This is a genomic window from Aneurinibacillus sp. UBA3580 (assembly GCF_002375825.1).
In the GTDB taxonomy this organism is placed as follows: domain Bacteria; phylum Bacillota; class Bacilli; order Aneurinibacillales; family Aneurinibacillaceae; genus Aneurinibacillus; species Aneurinibacillus danicus.
The window spans coordinates 1-18,520 of sequence record NZ_DFMZ01000004.1 but is presented as its reverse complement, the minus strand read 5'-3'; the positions used below and the strand labels follow the sequence as shown (position 1 = coordinate 18,520).

The window sequence follows — 18,520 nt, the reverse complement described above, 5'->3', positions numbered from 1 at the left end:
CTTCGTACCACAAAAGTCAGCCGTCCTTCCCTTCATTTTCATGATAGGGCTTGTGACTAATTGACCATGGTGGTTTTGTACCATTTATATGAACAAGCCAGAAAAAATATGAACACTCCCCCGCTTATCGCATGCGCGCTTGAAGCAGGGATTTCTTGGGTGGAATGGAAACTATGCCGTCCGCTTCCATATTTACAGCCAATCACACCGACAGAACATCGGTGTCTCTCAAAGAGGGAGACCATTGTCGGCTTTATTCATACTTTGCTGCAAACGTCACCAAACGAGAGAAAAGAGAGGGCCGCAGTTTTCCCTATTTTTCTTGTAATTATATTATATTCTGTTTAACTATGAACGAGGTTTGCTGATCGGCTTCTTGATATTCTCAAACACGAGGGAGTCGAGGAATTCCTGGTTCGTTTTCGATTCGGCGATTTTCTTAATGAATGCTTCAGTGAATTCGTTGCTGTCGTGGATGGATTTGCGAAGGGTCCAAATTTTATTCAGCTCTTCTTTCGTAAACAGCAATTCTTCGCGGCGCGTACCGGAACGACGAATATCAATCGCCGGGTAGACGCGGCGTTCCGCAAGCTTGCGGTCGAGGTGAAGCTCCATATTTCCGGTTCCTTTGAATTCTTCGTAGATAACATCGTCCATACGGGAACCCGTCTCTATCAGCGCGGTAGCCAGGATCGTCAGGCTGCCTCCTTCTTCGACATTGCGCGCCGCCCCAAAAAAGCGCTTCGGACGATGGAAAGCCGCAGGATCAATCCCTCCGGACAGCGTACGTCCGCTTGCCGGGACCGTCACATTATATGCGCGTGCCAAGCGGGTAATGCTGTCCAGCAGGATGACAACATCCTTTTTATGCTCGACAAGGCGCAATGCGCGCTCTAATACCAGTTCAGCCACCTTGATATGATTTTCCGGCAATTCGTCAAATGTGGAGCTTACAACTTCGCCTTTGACCGAGCGCTGCATATCGGTTACTTCCTCCGGTCTCTCATCAATTAATAGAACAATCAGCTCGACGTGCGGATGATTGGTCGCGATGCTGTTGGCAATCTCTTTAAGCAGCATGGTTTTACCGGCCTTCGGCGGGGCAACGATAAGTCCGCGCTGCCCGAATCCGACAGGCGCTATTAAATCGATAATACGGGAAGAAATTTTGGTAGGCGATGTTTCAAGCACCATCTTCTCCTGAGGATACAGGGGCGTAAGTGCCGGAAAATGCAGTCGTTCCGGCGAAGTCTCAGGAGGTTCTCCATTGACTGCATCGACGTGCAAAAGTCCGAAATATCGTTCGTTCTCTTTTGGCGGACGTACTTTTCCCGATACCTTGTCGCCGGTCCGCAAATCAAAACGCCGGATTTGCGAAGCGGAGATATAAATATCTTCCGCGCTCGGCAGGTAATTGATAGGACGGAGAAAGCCGAACCCATCCGGATGCGTATCCAGCACCCCTTCCATGAACATATGACCTTGCTTCTCCGCCTGTGCCTGCAAAATCGCAAAGATTAATTCTCGTTTCTTAAATGTGCCGTAATAAGGGATCTGGTATTCCTTGGCCAATTTATAAAGTTCCGTTAACTTCTTCTCTTCTAATTGTGCTAGATTCATTTCCATATAATGCTTAAACACCACACTTTTCTTAAGTAATGACCAGTCTAACCGATTATAGACTGGACTAGTCCTTCATAACGAACTGCGGTTTGCGCTCAAGGCGATGCTGACCGTCAATGAAGCGGACCGTACCGGATTTCGCACGCATAACAACAGACTGGGTAAACGCATTGGTGCCTTCAAAACGCACACCTTTGAGCAGCTCGCCGTCCGTTACGCCGGTTGCCGCAAAGATGCAGTCGTCCCCTTTTACGAGATCCTCCATAAGTAGTACCTGATGCGGATCAGTAAGACCCATTTTCTTGCAGCGTTCGATCTCCGCTTCACTATAAGGTACGAGACGACCCTGGAATTCACCGCCCAGACATTTCAGTGCAACTGCGGCGATAACTCCCTCCGGTGCGCCGCCGATGCCAAACAAAATATCTACGCCGGTATGTTCAAAAGCTGTATTGATTGCACCGGCCACATCGCCATCGGAGATTAGCTTAATACGTGCTCCCGCTTCGCGGATTTCGTGAATAATTTTCTCATGGCGTTCACGATCCATTACACATGCGACAAGGTCGCTGATGTCTTTACCTTTTGCCTGCGCTACCGCTTTAAGATTGTCGATAATCGGCGCATTGATGTCCACTTTGCCAGCCGCTTCCGGACCTACTGCCAGCTTATCCATATACATATCCGGCGCGTGCAGCAGGTTCCCCCGGTCTGCAACTGCCAGAACCGTCAGCGCGTTCCAGGTCCCCTTCGCTACGATATTGGTGCCTTCAAGCGGGTCAACCGCTACATCCACTTCCGGCCCTACGCCCTGGCCGAGCTTCTCACCGATATACAGCATCGGTGCTTCATCCATTTCACCTTCGCCGATAACGACCGTTCCCTGCATCGGCACTGTGTCGAACACAGCCCTCATCGCTGTAGTGGCCGCATCATCCGCATCTTCCTTCTTACCGCGTCCCATCCAGCGGGCAGATGCAAGCGCCGCTGCTTCCGTCACACGAACTAATTCCATTGTTAAACTGCGTTCCATTCTCTTTCATCTCCTGTTTCTTTAGTAAGCTCTTTGGCTCGGTTTCTCGCGCCACATAACGGCACCCAGGCTCTTCAATTTCTCTTCCAATTTGGCATACCCGCGATCAATATGGTGTACACCGGTAATCTCGGTGACTCCTTCCGCCATCAATCCGGCCACGACAAGCGCAGCTCCGGCTCGCAAATCCGTCGCCATCACTTTTCCGCCCACAAGCGGCGTCCTTCCTTCAATGACGGCTGAACGGCCTTCTACTTTTATCTTAGCTCCCATGTTAAGCAGATGTTCAATATGCTTAAACCGGGCATGGTAGATGTTGTCCGTCACAATGCTTGTGCCGGTTGCGGCAGTGAGTAGGGAAGTAATAGGCTGCTGAAGATCAGTGGGGAATCCGGGGTAAGGGAGTGTTTTGATATCGATAGACTCATAGTTGTCTCCTCCAATGACGCGAACGGCGTCGTCATCGTCTTCCACTTGCACGTTCATTTCCCTCAGCTTGGCTATAAGGGATTCCAGATGACGGGGAATAACATTGTCGATGACTACGTCGCCGCCTGTGGCCGCGGCAGCAATCATATACGTACCTGCTTCAATCCGGTCGGGAATAATCGAATGGCGGCAGCCGTGCAGCTGCGCCATGCCTTCAATCCGGATGACGTCCGTTCCCGCGCCTTTGATGCTGGCGCCCATTGCGTTCAACAGCGTAGCGACATCGATGATTTCCGGTTCTTTGGCCGCATTCTCGATAACCGTTCTGCCTTTGGCCCGGCAGGCCGCCAGCATGATATTAATTGTTGCCCCAACACTTACCACATCAAGATAAATCTTGCTTCCGACAAGCTCTCCGGCTTGAATATGTAAAGAACCGTGGTCGTGAGACAATCTCGCTCCGAGCGCTTCAAACCCTTTGATATGCTGGTCAATCGGTCTCGGACCCAGATTGCATCCGCCCGGAAGTCCGATAGTCGCTTCTCCAAACCGGCCCAGCATTGCGCCCATCAGATAGTAGGATGCTCGAAGTTCCTTAATCTTGCCGTTTGGCATCGGTTTGGCTGTAAGGCTCGTAGAATCAATGCGCAGCATGTCATTATCGCGCTCGACCACCGCGCCCAGGTCCTGCAGAATCTCACTATAGATATGGACATCGCTAATGTCCGGAACGTTCTCCAAAACAACTTCTCCACAAGCAAGAATCGCAGCGGGAATAAGCGCAACCGCACTGTTCTTCGCTCCGCTAATTTGAATCTTTCCGGTAAGCTTCTGTCCGCCTTTGATAAACAACTTCTCCACAGCTCGATTCTCCTTACTCAATGGGAAAAAGCACCTTTTCCCCATTTATTTTGAAAAGGTGCTTCGTTCCGCTATTATTTTTGCTGCGCTTTTTCCCAGTCTGCAAGAAAACGTTCGATTCCGGCATCGGTTAGCGGATGCTGCACCATCTGCTTGAAGATTTTGTAGGGAACAGTCGCGATGTCCGCACCCATCTTCGCGCATTCTACTACGTGCAGCGGATGACGTACGCTTGCCGAAATGATTTCAGTCTCGATGCCGTGTACATCGAAGATTTGAGCAATATCCGCAATCAGTTGCAGACCGTCCTGGGAGATGTCATCTAGACGTCCGAGGAACGGCGACACATAGGTTGCGCCCGCACGTGCCGCAAGCAGGGCCTGTGTTGCCGAGAACACCAACGTTACGTTTGTTTTGATTTTTTTCTTGGTGAAATATTTTACCGCTTTTAAACCTTCTACCGTCATCGGCACCTTGATTACGATATTTTTGGAAAGGGAGGCTAGCTTCTCTCCTTCTTCAATCATGCCTTCGGCTTCCAGGCTGATAACTTCGGCGCTAATCGGACCATCTACAATATCGATGATTTCTTTGAGCGTTTCTTCGAAGTCCCGGCCTTCTTTCGCTACGAGAGACGGGTTAGTCGTAACGCCGGCCAATACGCCCCATTCATTTACTTCGCGGATTTCTTCTACGTTTGCTGTATCAATAAAGAACCTCATAATACACTCCTTGTGTCTTTATGCTGACAAATGGTGTTTACGCCCGGTTACTGCTGCCGAATTCGCGCATTTTTCCTTTAACGGTTTCTTTGATGGTATCGCGTGCAGGTCCCAGATATTTGCGCGGATCATACAGTTCCGGCTTCTCTGCCAAAATTTTACGAACCGTTTGAGAAGACGTAATCTGGTTCTCTGTATTTACGTTAATCTTTGCCGTACCCAGAGAAATCGCGCGCTGGATATCTTTTGTCGGGATGCCTGTACCACCGTGCAATACAAGCGGCACACCTGTCAGTTTCATTACCTCTTCCATTCTATCAAAGCCCAGTTTCGGCTCACCTTTGTATGGGCCATGTACGGAACCAAGCGCCGGAGCGAAGCAATCTACGCCGGTCTCGCGCACAAGTTTATCACATTCTTCCGGAACTGCATACATCGCTTCCGCATCTTCGACTACCAGATCATCTTCCTGTCCGCCGATACGGCCCAGTTCCGCTTCCACAGACACGCCCAGCGCATGCGCTACGTCAACAACGCGCTTCGTCAGTGCAATATTCTCTTCCAGCGGGTAATGCGAACCGTCAATCATAACCGATGTAAAGCCGGCATGGATCGCTTCCACGCACTTCTCGAAGGAAGATCCGTGGTCTAAGTGAATAGCCACCGGCACAGTCGTTTTATATTCTTCCATTAATGCTTTTACCATGGCTACAACCAGTTTGAACCCACCCATATAACGAGCTGCACCTTCACTTACTCCAAGGATGACAGGGGATTTCTCTTCTTCCGCGGCCTGCAGAATGGCCTGCGTGAACTCTAGATTGTTCAGGTTAAACTGGCCGACTGCGTATTTTCCTTCCACGGCTTTGTTTAACATATCTGTCATCGAAACTAATGGCATATGTAAGATCCTCCTTGTTTTGTGCATACTCTCAAACATTGCTTATTATACCACAATGAAAGATTAGCATGCGAGTTGCTTATTTACCGCTGTTCGTAGTTCATCGATATCAAACGGCTTTGTAAAATGTGTGAGCGCGCCAAGTTCTGTCGCCTCTTTAATCATATCCAACTCGCCATACGCTGTCATCATAATGACTTTAGTATCTGGGGCAATTTTCTTAATTTCTTTTAGAATTTCCAATCCGTCCATGCCAGGAATTTTCATATCAAGAATGACGAGGTCCGGCGACTCGTTCACAACAATCTCTAGCGCCTGCTTTCCATTCGCCGCTTGAAACGTTTGATAGCCTTCCTTTCCAAATACCTCAAACAGCAGTACACGAATCCCGTATTGATCATCGACAATTAATACTTTTTGGTCTTTCATGTCGTTCCCCCTCTCATTCGTATCATGCGAATGCGCGTACATTATGTATCCTCACTACCATGGCTATAATAAGATTCGCTAAATTCTAAAAAAATCCTTTCTTTTTTCACATTATTAAGGAAAGAAAAAAGGACGAGCATCAGGATCGTCCCTTAAAAATTTTCCTTATCTGTTCAACTGCAGTGCCGCACCTACGAAATCGCGGAACAAAGGCTGCGGACGGTTCGGACGGGAAGTGAATTCCGGGTGGAACTGACTTGCCACAAACCACGGGTGATCCGGAATTTCAATAATCTCCACCAGACGGCCATCCGGCGACGTGCCGCTGAATCTCAGGCCTGCATTCTTTAACGTTTCACGATATTGGTTGTTGAATTCATAACGATGACGGTGACGTTCATATACAAGATCCTCGCCGTAAGAAGCGCGGGCTACCGTATCCTTCTCCATCTTACAAGGATACAGACCAAGGCGCATCGTACCGCCCAGGTTCTCGATATCTTTCTGATCCGGAAGCAGGTCGATGACCGGATACGGTGTTGACGGATTAATCTCCGAGCTATTCGCATCTTTCATACCGACAACGTGACGGGCAAATTCGATGACTGCCACCTGCATGCCTAAGCAAATGCCCAGGAACGGAATTTTGTTCTCACGCGCATATTTGGTGGCGATAATTTTTCCTTCTACACCGCGGTCACCGAAACCGCCCGGCACGAGTATACCGTCCACGCGCCCCAGCAGATCGGCTACATTGTGCTCATATACCTCTTCGGCATCAATCCACTCGATGTTAACGTCCGCATCGTTCGCATAACCGGCATGGTACAGCGCCTCAGCTACGCTAAGATACGCATCGTGCAGCGCCACGTATTTACCGACAATGGCAATGGTTGTCTTGTGGGAAAGATTTTTGATTTTATGAAGCATCTGCTTCCATTCCGTCATGTCCGCTTCCGGACAGGTAAGGTTCAAATGGTTGCACACATATTCATCCATCCCTTGCTCCTTCAGCGCCAAAGGCACTTCGTACAGCGATTCAGCGTCCGTCGCTTCAATGACTGCTTTCGGGTCAATGTCGCAGAAGAGGGCAATTTTCTCTTTCATGTCCTGGGACATCGGATGTTCGGTGCGGCATACGATGATGTTCGGCTGAATGCCTAAGCTGCGCAGTTCTTTTACGCTGTGCTGCGTCGGTTTCGTCTTCATCTCGCCTGCGGCGGCCAGATACGGTACAAGCGTACAGTGGATATACATGACATTATCGCGTCCGACATCGCTTTTAATCTGACGAATCGCTTCTAAGAACGGTAAGCTTTCGATGTCCCCTACCGTACCTCCGATTTCCGTGATGACAACATCCGCGTTCGTCTCGCGGCCGGCACGGAATACGCGTTCCTTGATTTCATTCGTAATATGGGGGATTACCTGTACCGTTCCACCCAGGTAGTCACCGCGGCGTTCTTTCGTAATAACAGAAGAATATATTTTACCCGTTGTTACATTACTGTTGGAATTCAGGTTAATGTCGATGAAACGCTCATAGTGGCCAAGGTCGAGATCCGTTTCCGCTCCGTCCTGCGTTACGAATACTTCCCCGTGCTGGTACGGACTCATTGTACCCGGATCAACGTTAATGTACGGATCAAACTTCTGGATGGTTACCTGCAGTCCGCGGTTCTTTAACAAACGGCCCAAAGAAGCGGCCGTAATCCCTTTACCTAGAGAAGATACCACACCGCCAGTTACAAATATATACTTTGCCATACAAATAAACCCCTCTTTCTTTGCCCATTCAATACTTTTCCACAAAACAATTAACTGTATGAATCTAGAAAAATAAAAAAACAAAAGTATTCCCCAACCGAATATTCGGAGGGGCACTTTTGTTTTTAGTAGTCAACGATACATTGTATACTTTTAAAGCCCAAAAAGTATTTTATCGTCCTATATATTATATGTCAAGATCTTCGTCCTCGTCATCCATCTCGTCTTCATCCATCTCGTCTTCGAATTCTTCCTCAGTTTCTTCTTCATCGACAAAGTCATCATCAATGTCTTCTTCATCATCGTCTATGTCATCAACCTGTTCGTCATCAACATCTTCATATTCTTCTTCGATCTCTTCCTCATCTTCATCGAAATCATCATCGTCATCAAGCGCAAATTTGCCGCGGAAACCGCCTTCAGCGGATTCTTCCTGCGTCTCGACGAGATACCAGCGTTTCAGGCCCCAGAGGTTGTCACCGAGGCAGATAAAACGGCCATCAAGGTTTATCTCTGTGTAAACCTGTGCGATCATGTCCATCGCTTCCGATTCCGACATGTTCTTCATTTCTGTCAGTTCTTTGTACAAATCACGGTAATACGCCGGTTTTTTCGATTGGTTCAACAGTTGATAAGCGAGATCTACCATCGCCATTTCTTGGATTTTTTCTGCTTCCAGGTTTAAAGCACTGCTCACCCTCGGCACTTCCCTTCTTTACAGGTATTCAAGCAACAAGACGCGGGAACCCCGCGTCCGGGTATACTTTCCCTATTATTCAGCATTCCTTATTTTATACAATTTAACCCCTAAAATGCAAGAGTAATGCAAGGAAAGAAAGAGGGCAAAAAGTGTTACCTTTCTCTTTTCGGCTTCGTCTTAAACTTATCTTACCCATAATAGAAAGACGAGGGAAAGAGACCTCGCCTTTTTTCTTTCAATCCAGCGAGTCTTTTCTCTCGTCTTTCGAATTTACATGTTCCGGCGATACTGGCCGCCTACTTCATAAAGCGCTCCGGTAATCTGGCCAAGGCTTGCCACTTTAACCGTTTCCATCAGCTCGGCGAAGATGTTGCCGTTGCTGCGGGCCACTTCTTTTAAGCGTTGCAGCGCCGGGCCTACGGCGTCTTTATGGCGCTCCTGGAAGGCGCGCAGATTGTTAATTTGCTGTATCTTCTCTTCCTCCGTTGCACGGGCAAGCTCAATCTCATAGTCGTCTTCAGATGAGTTCGGGTTCAGGAATGTATTGACCCCGATAATCGGCAGCTCGCCGTTATGCTTAAGCGTTTCATAGTAAAGCGATTCTTCTTGAATCTTGCTGCGCTGGTATTGCGTTTCCATCGCGCCCAGTACACCGCCGCGATCGCTGATGCGCTGGAATTCAGCCAGAACCGCTTCTTCCACCAAGTCGGTCAACTCTTCAATGATGAAAGAGCCCTGCAGCGAGTTTTCATTCTTGGCTAACCCTAACTCTTTCGTAATAATCATCTGGATTGCCATCGCACGTCGTACGGAGTTCTCCGTCGGCGTCGTAATCGCTTCGTCGTATGCATTCGTATGCAACGAGTTGCAATTATCGTAGATGGCCATCAGCGCCTGCAGCGTTGTGCGGATATCATTGAAATCCATCTCCTGCGCATGCAGCGAACGGCCGGATGTCTGAATATGATATTTCAGCTTCTGGCTGCGCTCATTTCCGCCGTATTTGTTTTTCATCACGACTGCCCAGATACGGCGGGCCACACGACCGAGTACGCTGTACTCCGGATCAAGACCGTTACTGAAGAAAAACGACAGGTTCGGCGCAAATTCATCAATATGCATACCGCGGCTCAAGTAGTATTCCACATACGTGAAACCGTTCGCCAGCGTGAATGCCAGCTGAGAAATCGGATTCGCTCCCGCTTCTGCAATATGGTAGCCGGAGATACTTACCGAGTAGTAGTTGCGGACATGGTTCTTAACAAAGTATTCCTGGATGTCACCCATCATCTTCAGCGCAAACTCAGTTGAGAAGATGCACGTGTTTTGTCCCTGATCTTCTTTCAGAATGTCCGCCTGAACAGTACCGCGTACGCTCTTTAACGTGTACGCTTTAATCTGTTCGGCTTCTTCAGCGTTCGGCTCGCGCCCGTTTTCTTCTTTGAACTTATCAAACTGCTGCTGAATCGCCGTGTTCATATACATCGCCAGGATAATCGGCGCCGGTCCGTTAATCGTCATAGATACGGACGTGGACGGATGGCACAGGTCGAATCCGGCATACAGCTTCTTCATATCATCCAGCGTACAAATGCTGACGCCGCTCGTACCGATTTTCCCGTAAATGTCCGGACGGTAATCCGGATCTTCACCATACAGGGTCACACTGTCAAATGCCGTACTCAGACGTTTTGCCGTATCATCTTTGGAGAGATAGTGGAAGCGGCGGTTTGTCCGCTCCGGTGTACCTTCGCCCGCGAACTGACGCTTCGGATCTTCGCTATCGCGCTTAAATGGAAATACGCCTGCTGTATAAGGGAAGTGTCCCGGAAGGTTCTCCGTCATGGACCAGCGGAGAATCTCTCCCCAATCTTCGAATTTCGGCAGCGCTACTTTCGGAATGCGCGTACCGGATAACGACGTCGTGTACAGTTTGGTGACAATTTCTTTGTCACGTACTTTGGTGACGAATTCATCCTGCTGGTACGCTTCTTTTAGCGACTCCCAATTCTCCAGAATTTTTTTGCTTTCCGGATGCAGCTTCTCTTCATAATGTGCAATCAGCTTATCAATCTCCTGCCGTAGATCGGTCGCAAGCTCTCCAGTCTGTTGAGACAGCTCTTCTTTCGTGCCTTTCAATTGGAACAGCTTACGTGCAATTTGCACCTGCTGTTCGGTGAATTTCTTATACTCACGTACCGTGTTTACAATTTCAGCCAGATAGTGCACACGGTCCGACGGAATAATATATTTCTTCTTCGATTTTGTGTCGCTGGAGATGTCTATCGTTGTCGGCCATTCGGTGCCGGTTTTTTCGGAGACGACTCTCATCAGGTTCACAAACAGTACGTTTGTGCCCGGGTCATTGAACTGGCTTGCGATCGTGCCGTAAACCGGAATATCTTCGTCTTTCATGTCAAAAATGGCACGGCTGCGCGCCCACTGCTTCTTAACATCACGCAGGGCGTCTTCGGAGCCGCGACGCTCGAATTTATTGATGGCAATAATATCCGCATAATCGATCATATCGATTTTCTCAAGCTGGGTCGGCGCACCGAATTCGCTGGTCATGACGTACATAGCGACGTCGCACACCTGCGTAATATTGGCGTCGCCCTGGCCAATGCCGGATGTTTCGACGATAATAAAATCGTAGCCTGCCGCTTTTACGATATTGATTGCATCGCCGATAGCCCTGCTGAGCTCACTGTGGGATTTACGGGTAGCCAGCGAGCGCATATACACTCGCGGCGAATTAATCGAGTTCATGCGGATGCGGTCGCCCAGCAGTGCTCCGCCTGTTTTCTGCTTGGATGGATCTACAGAGAGAATCGCAATCGTCTTATCCGGGTATTGTTCAAGATACCGGCGCACAAGTTCATCCGTCAACGAGCTTTTTCCAGCGCCGCCTGTTCCCGTGATGCCGAGAACCGGAACCGTCTCTACCATAGCGTTAACCTTCTCGAGCGTCGCCGCTACTTCCCGGTCCTGCTTTTCGACATTTTCCTCCGCCAGCGTAATCATGCGGCCGATTGCATTCCAGCTGCGATTTTTAAGCTCATTGATTTCTTTTTCGACTTCTTTGGGAGTCGGATAGTCGGTCTGCTCAATCATCCAGTTAATCATACCCTGAAGACCGTGTATACGTCCGTCATCCGGAGAGAAGATTTTTGTCACACCGTATTCATGTAGTTCGCGAATTTCAGAAGGAACGATAACACCGCCACCGCCGCCAAACACTTTGATATGAGAGGCGTTTTTCTCTTTTAACAGGTCAATAATATACTTGAAATACTCAACGTGACCACCCTGGTAGGAACTTACAGCGATGCCCTGTGCATCTTCCTGAATGGCGGCATTTACAACCTCCTCTACAGAGCGGTTATGGCCAAGGTGAATGACCTCCACTCCGGACGCCTGCAGGATGCGGCGCATGATGTTAATGGATGCATCATGGCCGTCGAACAGGCTGGCAGCCGTGACAAAACGAACATTGTGCTTCGGACGATAAATTGCCGTTTCCATCTTGGTTTTCCTCCTTATTTTCCTGTCAATTCGCGCAAAATCAATGAGGTCTGCATTTCCGTATATTCTTCGAGCGTGTAGTGCTTACGCAGGCTCCAGCGGCGGAATGTCCACATCTCGCCCAGCACCACGATATTGTGTGCCATCAGCTTCACCGACTTCTCGTCGATATTAAGCGAACCATCCATTCTACCCCGGTGCAGTATCTCCTCAAAAAATCCGGTAATCTCTTCTTCTTTGGCAAGTACATACTTCATCGTGTCAGGAGGAAGCGATTTAATCTCCTGGTAAATCAGCAGCACACGGTCCTGCATCTGATCCATAACACGCAGGAAGCCCTCAATGGCCGCCTTCAGCATCACGGCTCCACTCACGCCGTTTACCAATACCTCCTGCAATCCTTTTTCCACACCTGCATGGATTGCGTCGCATACAAGATAGAGAACGTCTTCCTTTGATTCGATATATTCGTATAGCGTGCCGATGCTAAATCCTGATGCACGGGAAATTTCTCGGGTGGTCGTTTTGTGAAATCCTTTGGAGATAAAAAGCTCAACCGCTGCTTCAATAATTTGTTCGCGTCGCTTCTCGATGAGTTTCGGGTCTTTTACCATCGAAGGGATCGATTTTCGTTGTTCCATTGTACATTGCTCCTTTCCTCGTGCTGACTGAGCGATTGCTCAGAGTGCAGGGAAAAAGAAAAGGCATATCGCCTCTTCTTTCTTCTTATTATACGCACGAAGAAAACGAATCCGCAATACTTTTCAGAATACTATTTTTCTTTTACTAACTGATGAAACAGCTGACCTGCTACTTCATACGGATCAATGTCACGACGGGAAACTTTCTCCATAATCTCTTTGTATCCTTCACTGCGCAAATGCTTGGTAACCAGTTGATGCACCTCGTGCTCCACGATTTCCGCCACTTCTTCCTTTAGGTGAGAAGCGCGTCGCTTCTCCCACTCGCCGCTTTCTTTCAAATACGTTTTGTGATTAAGAAATGCCTGCCATGTTTCATCGATTCCTTTGTTCTGCGGCGTAATGGTCTTAACTACAGGAGGACGCCATGCAGCGTCATGCTTCACCAGGTCAAGCATCTGCTCCACTTCGCGGTATAATTTCTCTGTACCGGCCAGATCGGCTTTGTTCAAAATGAACAAATCAGCAATTTCCATAATGCCCGCTTTAAATGCCTGCACCGTATCGCCGCCGCCCGGATTCAGCACAACGGCCGTCGAATCAGCGACGTTCATAATATCAAGCTCCGATTGGCCGACGCCCACCGTTTCGATAATTACGACATCTTTGCCGTACGCATCGAGCACGCGAATCGCCTCTTTCGTGGAACGCGCCAGGCCGCCCAGGCTGCCGCGCGTACCCATGCTACGAATAAATACACCCTCATCAAGAAAATGATCCTGCATGCGTATACGATCGCCGAGAATCGCACCACCAGTAAACGGGCTGGTAGGGTCCACCGCCACGATTCCTACGGTCAGATTCTGCCTGCGCAAGTACCCGATAAGTTTATCGACAAACGAGCTTTTGCCCGCGCCCGGCGAACCGGTAATGCCGACAAGAAATGATTTCCCTGTATGCGGAAAAAGATCCTGCAAAATCTCCGTCTTCTCGGGATGGTTATCCTCTATATAAGAGATCGCACGGGCAACCGCCCGGCGATCTCCATTAAGAATCCGCTCTACCAATGTATGCAATACGCTCACATCCTTAGTCTTTCAGCAAGTAGTTCGAGATGACAAGACGCTGAATCTCGTTCGTTCCTTCGTAGATTTGCGTAATTTTGGCATCACGCATGAAGCGTTCTACCGGATATTCGCGTGTATAACCGTAACCGCCGAAGACTTGTACCGCATCGGTGGTCACTTCCATTGCGATATCGCCCGCATAAAGTTTTGCCATTGCAGACGCTTTTCCATACGGCAGACCGCTGTCTTCAAGCACAGCGGCCTGGTAGGTCAGAAGACGGGCCGCTTCCACTTTTGTTGCCATGTCTGCAAGTTTGAATGCGATGGCCTGCTGGGAAGCGATCGGCTTGCCGAATTGATGGCGTTCCTTCGCATACGCAATCGCATGCGTCAGCGCGCCATCCGCGATACCTACCGCCTGAGCAGCGATGCCGTTACGGCCGCCGTCAAGCGTCATCATCGCGATTTTAAAACCCTGCCCTTCCTGACCCAGCAGATTTTCTGCCGGCACACGGCAATCTTCAAAAATGATCTCCGTCGTTGCGGAAGAACGGATACCAAGCTTCTTCTCTTTTTTGCCGACTTTAAAGCCAGGCATATCGCTCGTTACGATAAACGCGGTTTGTCCCTTATGCTTTAATTCCGGAGTGGTAGCGGCAAATACGATATAGATGTCTGCCAGCCCGCCGTTTGTAATGAAGATTTTGCTTCCGTTCAGAATGTAGTGATCGCCGTCTTTTTTCGCCGTTGTCTTCATTCCGGCAGCGTCGGATCCGGAACCTGGCTCGGTCAGGCAGTAGGCACCCATGCTTTTGCCTTCGGCCAGCGGACGCAGAAATTTCTGCTTCTGTTCTTCGGTACCGAATTTATAAATCGGCCAGCTCGCCAGCGATGTATGCGCAGACAGCGTAACCCCCACAGAGGAGTCGACGCGCGACAGCTCCTCCACCGCAATGACGTAACTTAAGAAATCAAAACCTGCACCGCCGTACTTCTCATCCCACGGAATACCCGTCAGGCCCAGCTCAGCCATCTTGTGGAATACTTCCATGTCAAAACGTTCTTCTTCGTCGCGCTCCCCGGCTTTGTCGGCCAGTTCATTCTCCGCAAATTCGCGCACCATTTGGCGCAGCATTTTGTGTTCTTCAGACAGTTGGAAATCCATGCTCTCCCCACTCCTTTATTATTTGTTTAATAAGTATTTGGAAATCACAAGACGCTGAATCTGGTTGGTACCCTCATAAATCTGGGTTACTTTGGCGTCGCGGAAATAGCGCTCGACCGGATACTCACGCGTATAGCCGTAGCCGCCGAAGACCTGGACAGCTTCCGTCGCCACTTTCATCGCCGTATCGGTTGCAAAACGCTTCGCCATGGATGCCTCCATGCCGCACTTGATACCCTGGTTGCGCAGGGCCGCCGCACGATAGACCAGCATGCGCGCCGCTTCGGTTTGTGTCGCCATATCGGCCAGTTTAAACGCGATGGCCTGTTGGGAAGCGATCGGCTTGCCGAATTGATGGCGTTCCTTCGCATACGCAATCGCGTGTTCGAGCGCGCCTTCCGCAATGCCGAGACCTTGCGCCGCGATGCCGATTCGTCCTACATCCAGGTTCGCCATGGCGATGGTAAAACCTATACCTTCTTCGCCAAGCAGATTTTCCGCCGGTACTTCCGCGTTATCAAAGATTAATTCGCAGGTGCTGGATCCATGCAAACCCATCTTTTTCTCCTTCTTGCCGACAGTAAACCCTGGTGTATCCTTTTCTACAATAAACGCCGAGATTCCTTTGGAACCTTTTGACGGATCGGTGACAGCAAACGTAATGTACGTGTTAGCCGCTCCGGCGTTTGTAATGAAGATTTTGCTTCCGTTCAGAATGTATTTGTCGCCTTTTTTCACCGCAGTTGTACGCATGCTGGCAGCGTCGGAACCGGCGTTCGGCTCGGTTAGCGCAAACGCACCGATATATTCGCCGGAAGCCAGTTTCGGTACGTATTTTTTCTTTTGTTCTTCGTTACCGAAGTAAAGAATCGGATTAGTACCGACCGATGTGTGTACGGAGAGAATAACCCCAACTGTCGGGCTTACCTTAGAGATTTCATTGATTGCGAGAATATAGGAGATAAAGTCCGCTTCCGCACCGCCCCACTTCTCCTCAATCGGGATTCCCATTAATCCGTATTCGCCCATCTTGCGGATAATTTCGAGCGGGAATTCATCCGTTTCTTCCATCTCCTCCACCCGGGGTGCGATTTCTTCGCGGGCGAAGTCACGCACCATACGGCGCATCATCTCTTGTTCTTCTGTAAATTGCAAATGCATGGTTTCTCCTCCTAACTCCTGATGCTCTTTGTGAATGTATATCTATTGGTATGTGTAGAATCCGCGTCCGGATTTGCGTCCCAACCAGCCTGCTTTTACATACTTGCGCAGCAACGGGCACGGACGGTATTTCGAGTCGCCGAATCCTTCATGCAGCACTTCCATGATGTACAGGCACGTATCAAGACCGATAAAGTCAGCCAGCGTAAGCGGTCCCATCGGATGGTTCATACCGAGTTTCATAACTTCGTCAATCGCTTCCGGCGTCGCCACGCCCTCATATACGCAGTAAATGGCTTCATTAATCATCGGCATTAGCACCCGGTTGGATACGAAGCCGGGGAAGTCGTTCACTTCTACTGCCACTTTGCCCATCTTCTCAGACAGCTCCGCAACCACGCGGTATGTCTCATCGGAGGTTGCCAGACCGCGGATAACCTCAATTAGCTTCATAACTGGAACCGGATTCATGAAATGCATGCCGATTACTTTCTCCGGACGGTTTGTAACTGCGGCGATTTCCGTAATCGGCAACGAAGACGTATTGCTTGCCAGAATGGCATGCGCCGGCGCAATTTCATCCAGTTGTTTGAAAACCCCGGTTTTTACGTCCATATTTTCAACAATCGCTTCTACTACGAAGTCAACGTCTTTTGCGTTAGTAAGGTCAGTGGACGGCGTGATGCGGTCAAGAATATCCTGCTTCTCTTGTTCCGTTTTGCGGCCTTTCTCTACGTCGCGCGCAAGGTTCTTAGTAATAACACCGAGTCCGCGGTTGACGAATTCGTCTTTCACATCATGAAGCACGACTTCAAGACCGGCCTGTGCTGCTACCTGCGCAATACCGCTTCCCATCTGGCCTGCGCCGATGACCATGAATTTTTTTACTTCCATTCCTCTCCACTCCTTATGTTCTAAATAAATATTTAAGAAAAGAGAGGGAGAATAAGGAGAAGAAAAAGATTCCGGGATGAAAAAGGCATGGGCCTTTTTCCGTATTCAAGTCGAATTCTTTCCTCATTCTTCGCCTTCTCTCCTATCTCATAGCTTCTATCGTTATTCGGCGGCCGGTACTTCCACCAGAATGGCGTCACCCTGGGCCGCACCCGAACAAATCGCCGCGATACCGAGACCGCCGCCCCGACGGCGGAGTTCATAAATTAGCGTCATCAAAATGCGCGCGCCGCTGGCTCCAATCGGGTGGCCAAACGCGATGGCGCCGCCATTTACATTTACTTTTTCCGGATCCCAGCCTGCGATTTTTTGGCTGGTCAGCGTAACCGCTGCAAACGCTTCATTAACTTCCAATAAGTCAATCTGGTCGATGGTATAACCGGTTTTCTTCAACAATTTATTAATAGCAAGACCCGGCGTAGTCGCAATGTACGGCGCTTCCTGACCAACCGCCGCATGGCCGAGAATCGTTGCCAGCGGTTTGGCACCAAGCTCTTTCGCTTTTTCGTCGGACATGACAACCATGGCGCCTGCGCCGTCGTTGACACCCGGTGCGTTACCGGCTGTAATGGTTCCGTCTTTTGTGAATACAGGCGGGAGCTTCTGCAATTGCTCAATGCTCGTTTCACGCGGAGCTTCATCCGTATCGACAACCACCGGATCGCCTTTGCGCTGCGGTACGGAAACCGGTACAATCTCCTCTTTTAATTTGCCTGCTTTGATGGCTTCTGCGGCACGCTGCTGGCTACGCAGCGCCCATTTATCCTGCTCTTCACGGGAGATTCCATATTCGGCGGCCACATTGCTGCCATGTACTGCCATGTGCTGACCATCATAGGCGTCGGTCAATCCATCATGCAGCATCAGATCGACCAGCTTACCGTCGCCCATGCGCATGCCCCAGCGCACATTGGGCACGATGTACGGTGCGTTGCTCATGCTTTCCATACCGCCTGCTACAATTACATCCGCATCACCGGCACGGATAATCTGATCGGCCAGCGTTACGCTGCGCAGACCCGATGCACAGACTTTATTGATAGTCTCCGTCTGTACTTCCCACGGAAGACCTGCTTTACGTGCTGCCTGGCGCGAAGGAATTTGTCTGGCACCACCCTGCAGCACCATCCCCATAATAACCTCTTCTACCATATCCGGAGAGATGCCGGCACGCTCCACTACTTCCTTAATAACAATGCCCCCCAGGTCGACCGCCTGAAGCGAAGACAGACTACCTCCGAACTTGCCGAAAGGTGTGCGGGCCGCACTTACAATGACAGATTTTCTCATTCTCTTTCGCGCCTCCTTAATAGTACACAAAATTTTCAAAGCGAGCGATTGCTCAGTCAGTTATTATTCGGAAACATACCCGGCAGCCTCCGCTGCCGGGCAACACATCTTTCTACTTCCATTGTATCAATGTTCTAACAAATGCAAAAGGGAAATCTATAAAGATTTTTCTAAAATCTCTACCATGTCGAGCGTTTGCACTTTATCTTCCACTTCTTTCGCTTTCGTACCATCCGACAGCATCGTCAGGCA

At 49.5% G+C, this 18,520-nt stretch carries 15 protein-coding genes; all 15 read right to left on the bottom strand.

Annotated features, from left to right (window positions below; all coding sequences use genetic code 11):
• Window positions 1-348 precede the first annotated feature (348 nt).
• The 15 genes from rho to B2899_RS00265 all read right to left on the bottom strand — a co-directional run bounded on the left by rho (window position 349) and on the right by B2899_RS00265 (window position 18,268).
• On the bottom strand, window positions 349-1,626 hold the full coding sequence (gene rho, locus B2899_RS00335; protein WP_286883168.1) for a transcription termination factor Rho: 1,278 nt from the start codon (window positions 1,624-1,626) through the stop codon (window positions 349-351).
• Window positions 1,627-1,687: 61 nt separating this feature from the next.
• Window positions 1,688-2,656: a class II fructose-bisphosphatase gene (gene glpX, locus B2899_RS00330; RefSeq protein ID WP_146809744.1), complete on the bottom strand. Its 969-nt coding sequence runs from the start codon at window positions 2,654-2,656 to the stop codon at window positions 1,688-1,690.
• 21 nt (window positions 2,657-2,677) lie between these two features.
• Window positions 2,678-3,946 (bottom strand): UDP-N-acetylglucosamine 1-carboxyvinyltransferase, encoded by a 1,269-nt coding sequence (locus B2899_RS00325; RefSeq protein ID WP_146809745.1) that lies wholly within the window; start codon window positions 3,944-3,946, stop codon window positions 2,678-2,680.
• Between the two features lie 74 nt (window positions 3,947-4,020).
• Entirely contained in the window at window positions 4,021-4,668 is a 648-nt protein-coding gene (fsa, locus tag B2899_RS00320; protein WP_146809746.1) for a fructose-6-phosphate aldolase, read from the bottom strand.
• Between the two features lie 37 nt (window positions 4,669-4,705).
• Window positions 4,706-5,569, bottom strand: a complete 864-nt coding sequence (fba, locus tag B2899_RS00315) for a class II fructose-1,6-bisphosphate aldolase (RefSeq protein ID WP_146809747.1) — start codon at window positions 5,567-5,569, stop codon at window positions 4,706-4,708.
• A 63-nt stretch (window positions 5,570-5,632) separates the two neighbouring features.
• Entirely contained in the window at window positions 5,633-5,998 is a 366-nt protein-coding gene (locus B2899_RS00310) for a response regulator (RefSeq protein WP_146809748.1), read from the bottom strand.
• A gap of 165 nt (window positions 5,999-6,163) precedes the next feature.
• Window positions 6,164-7,765: a CTP synthase gene (locus tag B2899_RS00305; RefSeq protein WP_146809749.1), complete on the bottom strand. Its 1,602-nt coding sequence runs from the start codon at window positions 7,763-7,765 to the stop codon at window positions 6,164-6,166.
• 187 nt (window positions 7,766-7,952) lie between these two features.
• Window positions 7,953-8,462: a DNA-directed RNA polymerase subunit delta gene (rpoE, locus tag B2899_RS00300; protein WP_146809750.1), complete on the bottom strand. Its 510-nt coding sequence runs from the start codon at window positions 8,460-8,462 to the stop codon at window positions 7,953-7,955.
• Between the two features lie 273 nt (window positions 8,463-8,735).
• Window positions 8,736-11,990 carry a fused isobutyryl-CoA mutase/GTPase IcmF gene (gene icmF, locus B2899_RS00295; protein ID WP_286883161.1) on the bottom strand — a complete coding sequence of 1,085 codons (3,255 nt, stop codon included), beginning with the start codon at window positions 11,988-11,990 and terminating at the stop codon, window positions 8,736-8,738.
• Window positions 11,991-12,004: 14 nt separating this feature from the next.
• Window positions 12,005-12,631, bottom strand: a complete 627-nt coding sequence (locus B2899_RS00290; protein WP_146809752.1) for a TetR/AcrR family transcriptional regulator — start codon at window positions 12,629-12,631, stop codon at window positions 12,005-12,007.
• Window positions 12,632-12,762: 131 nt separating this feature from the next.
• A complete protein-coding gene (meaB, locus tag B2899_RS00285) occupies window positions 12,763-13,707 on the bottom strand; it encodes a methylmalonyl Co-A mutase-associated GTPase MeaB (RefSeq protein ID WP_146809753.1) in 945 nt (314 codons plus the stop codon).
• A 13-nt stretch (window positions 13,708-13,720) separates the two neighbouring features.
• Entirely contained in the window at window positions 13,721-14,863 is a 1,143-nt protein-coding gene (locus tag B2899_RS00280; protein WP_146809754.1) for an acyl-CoA dehydrogenase, read from the bottom strand.
• A gap of 18 nt (window positions 14,864-14,881) precedes the next feature.
• Complete coding sequence (locus tag B2899_RS00275; protein WP_146809755.1) at window positions 14,882-16,024, bottom strand: acyl-CoA dehydrogenase; 1,143 nt, start codon at window positions 16,022-16,024, stop codon at window positions 14,882-14,884.
• Window positions 16,025-16,066: 42 nt separating this feature from the next.
• A complete protein-coding gene (locus tag B2899_RS00270) occupies window positions 16,067-16,918 on the bottom strand; it encodes a 3-hydroxybutyryl-CoA dehydrogenase (RefSeq protein ID WP_146809756.1) in 852 nt (283 codons plus the stop codon).
• A 162-nt stretch (window positions 16,919-17,080) separates the two neighbouring features.
• Window positions 17,081-18,268 carry an acetyl-CoA C-acetyltransferase gene (locus B2899_RS00265; RefSeq protein ID WP_146809757.1) on the bottom strand — a complete coding sequence of 396 codons (1,188 nt, stop codon included), beginning with the start codon at window positions 18,266-18,268 and terminating at the stop codon, window positions 17,081-17,083.
• Window positions 18,269-18,520: the final 252 nt, after the last annotated feature.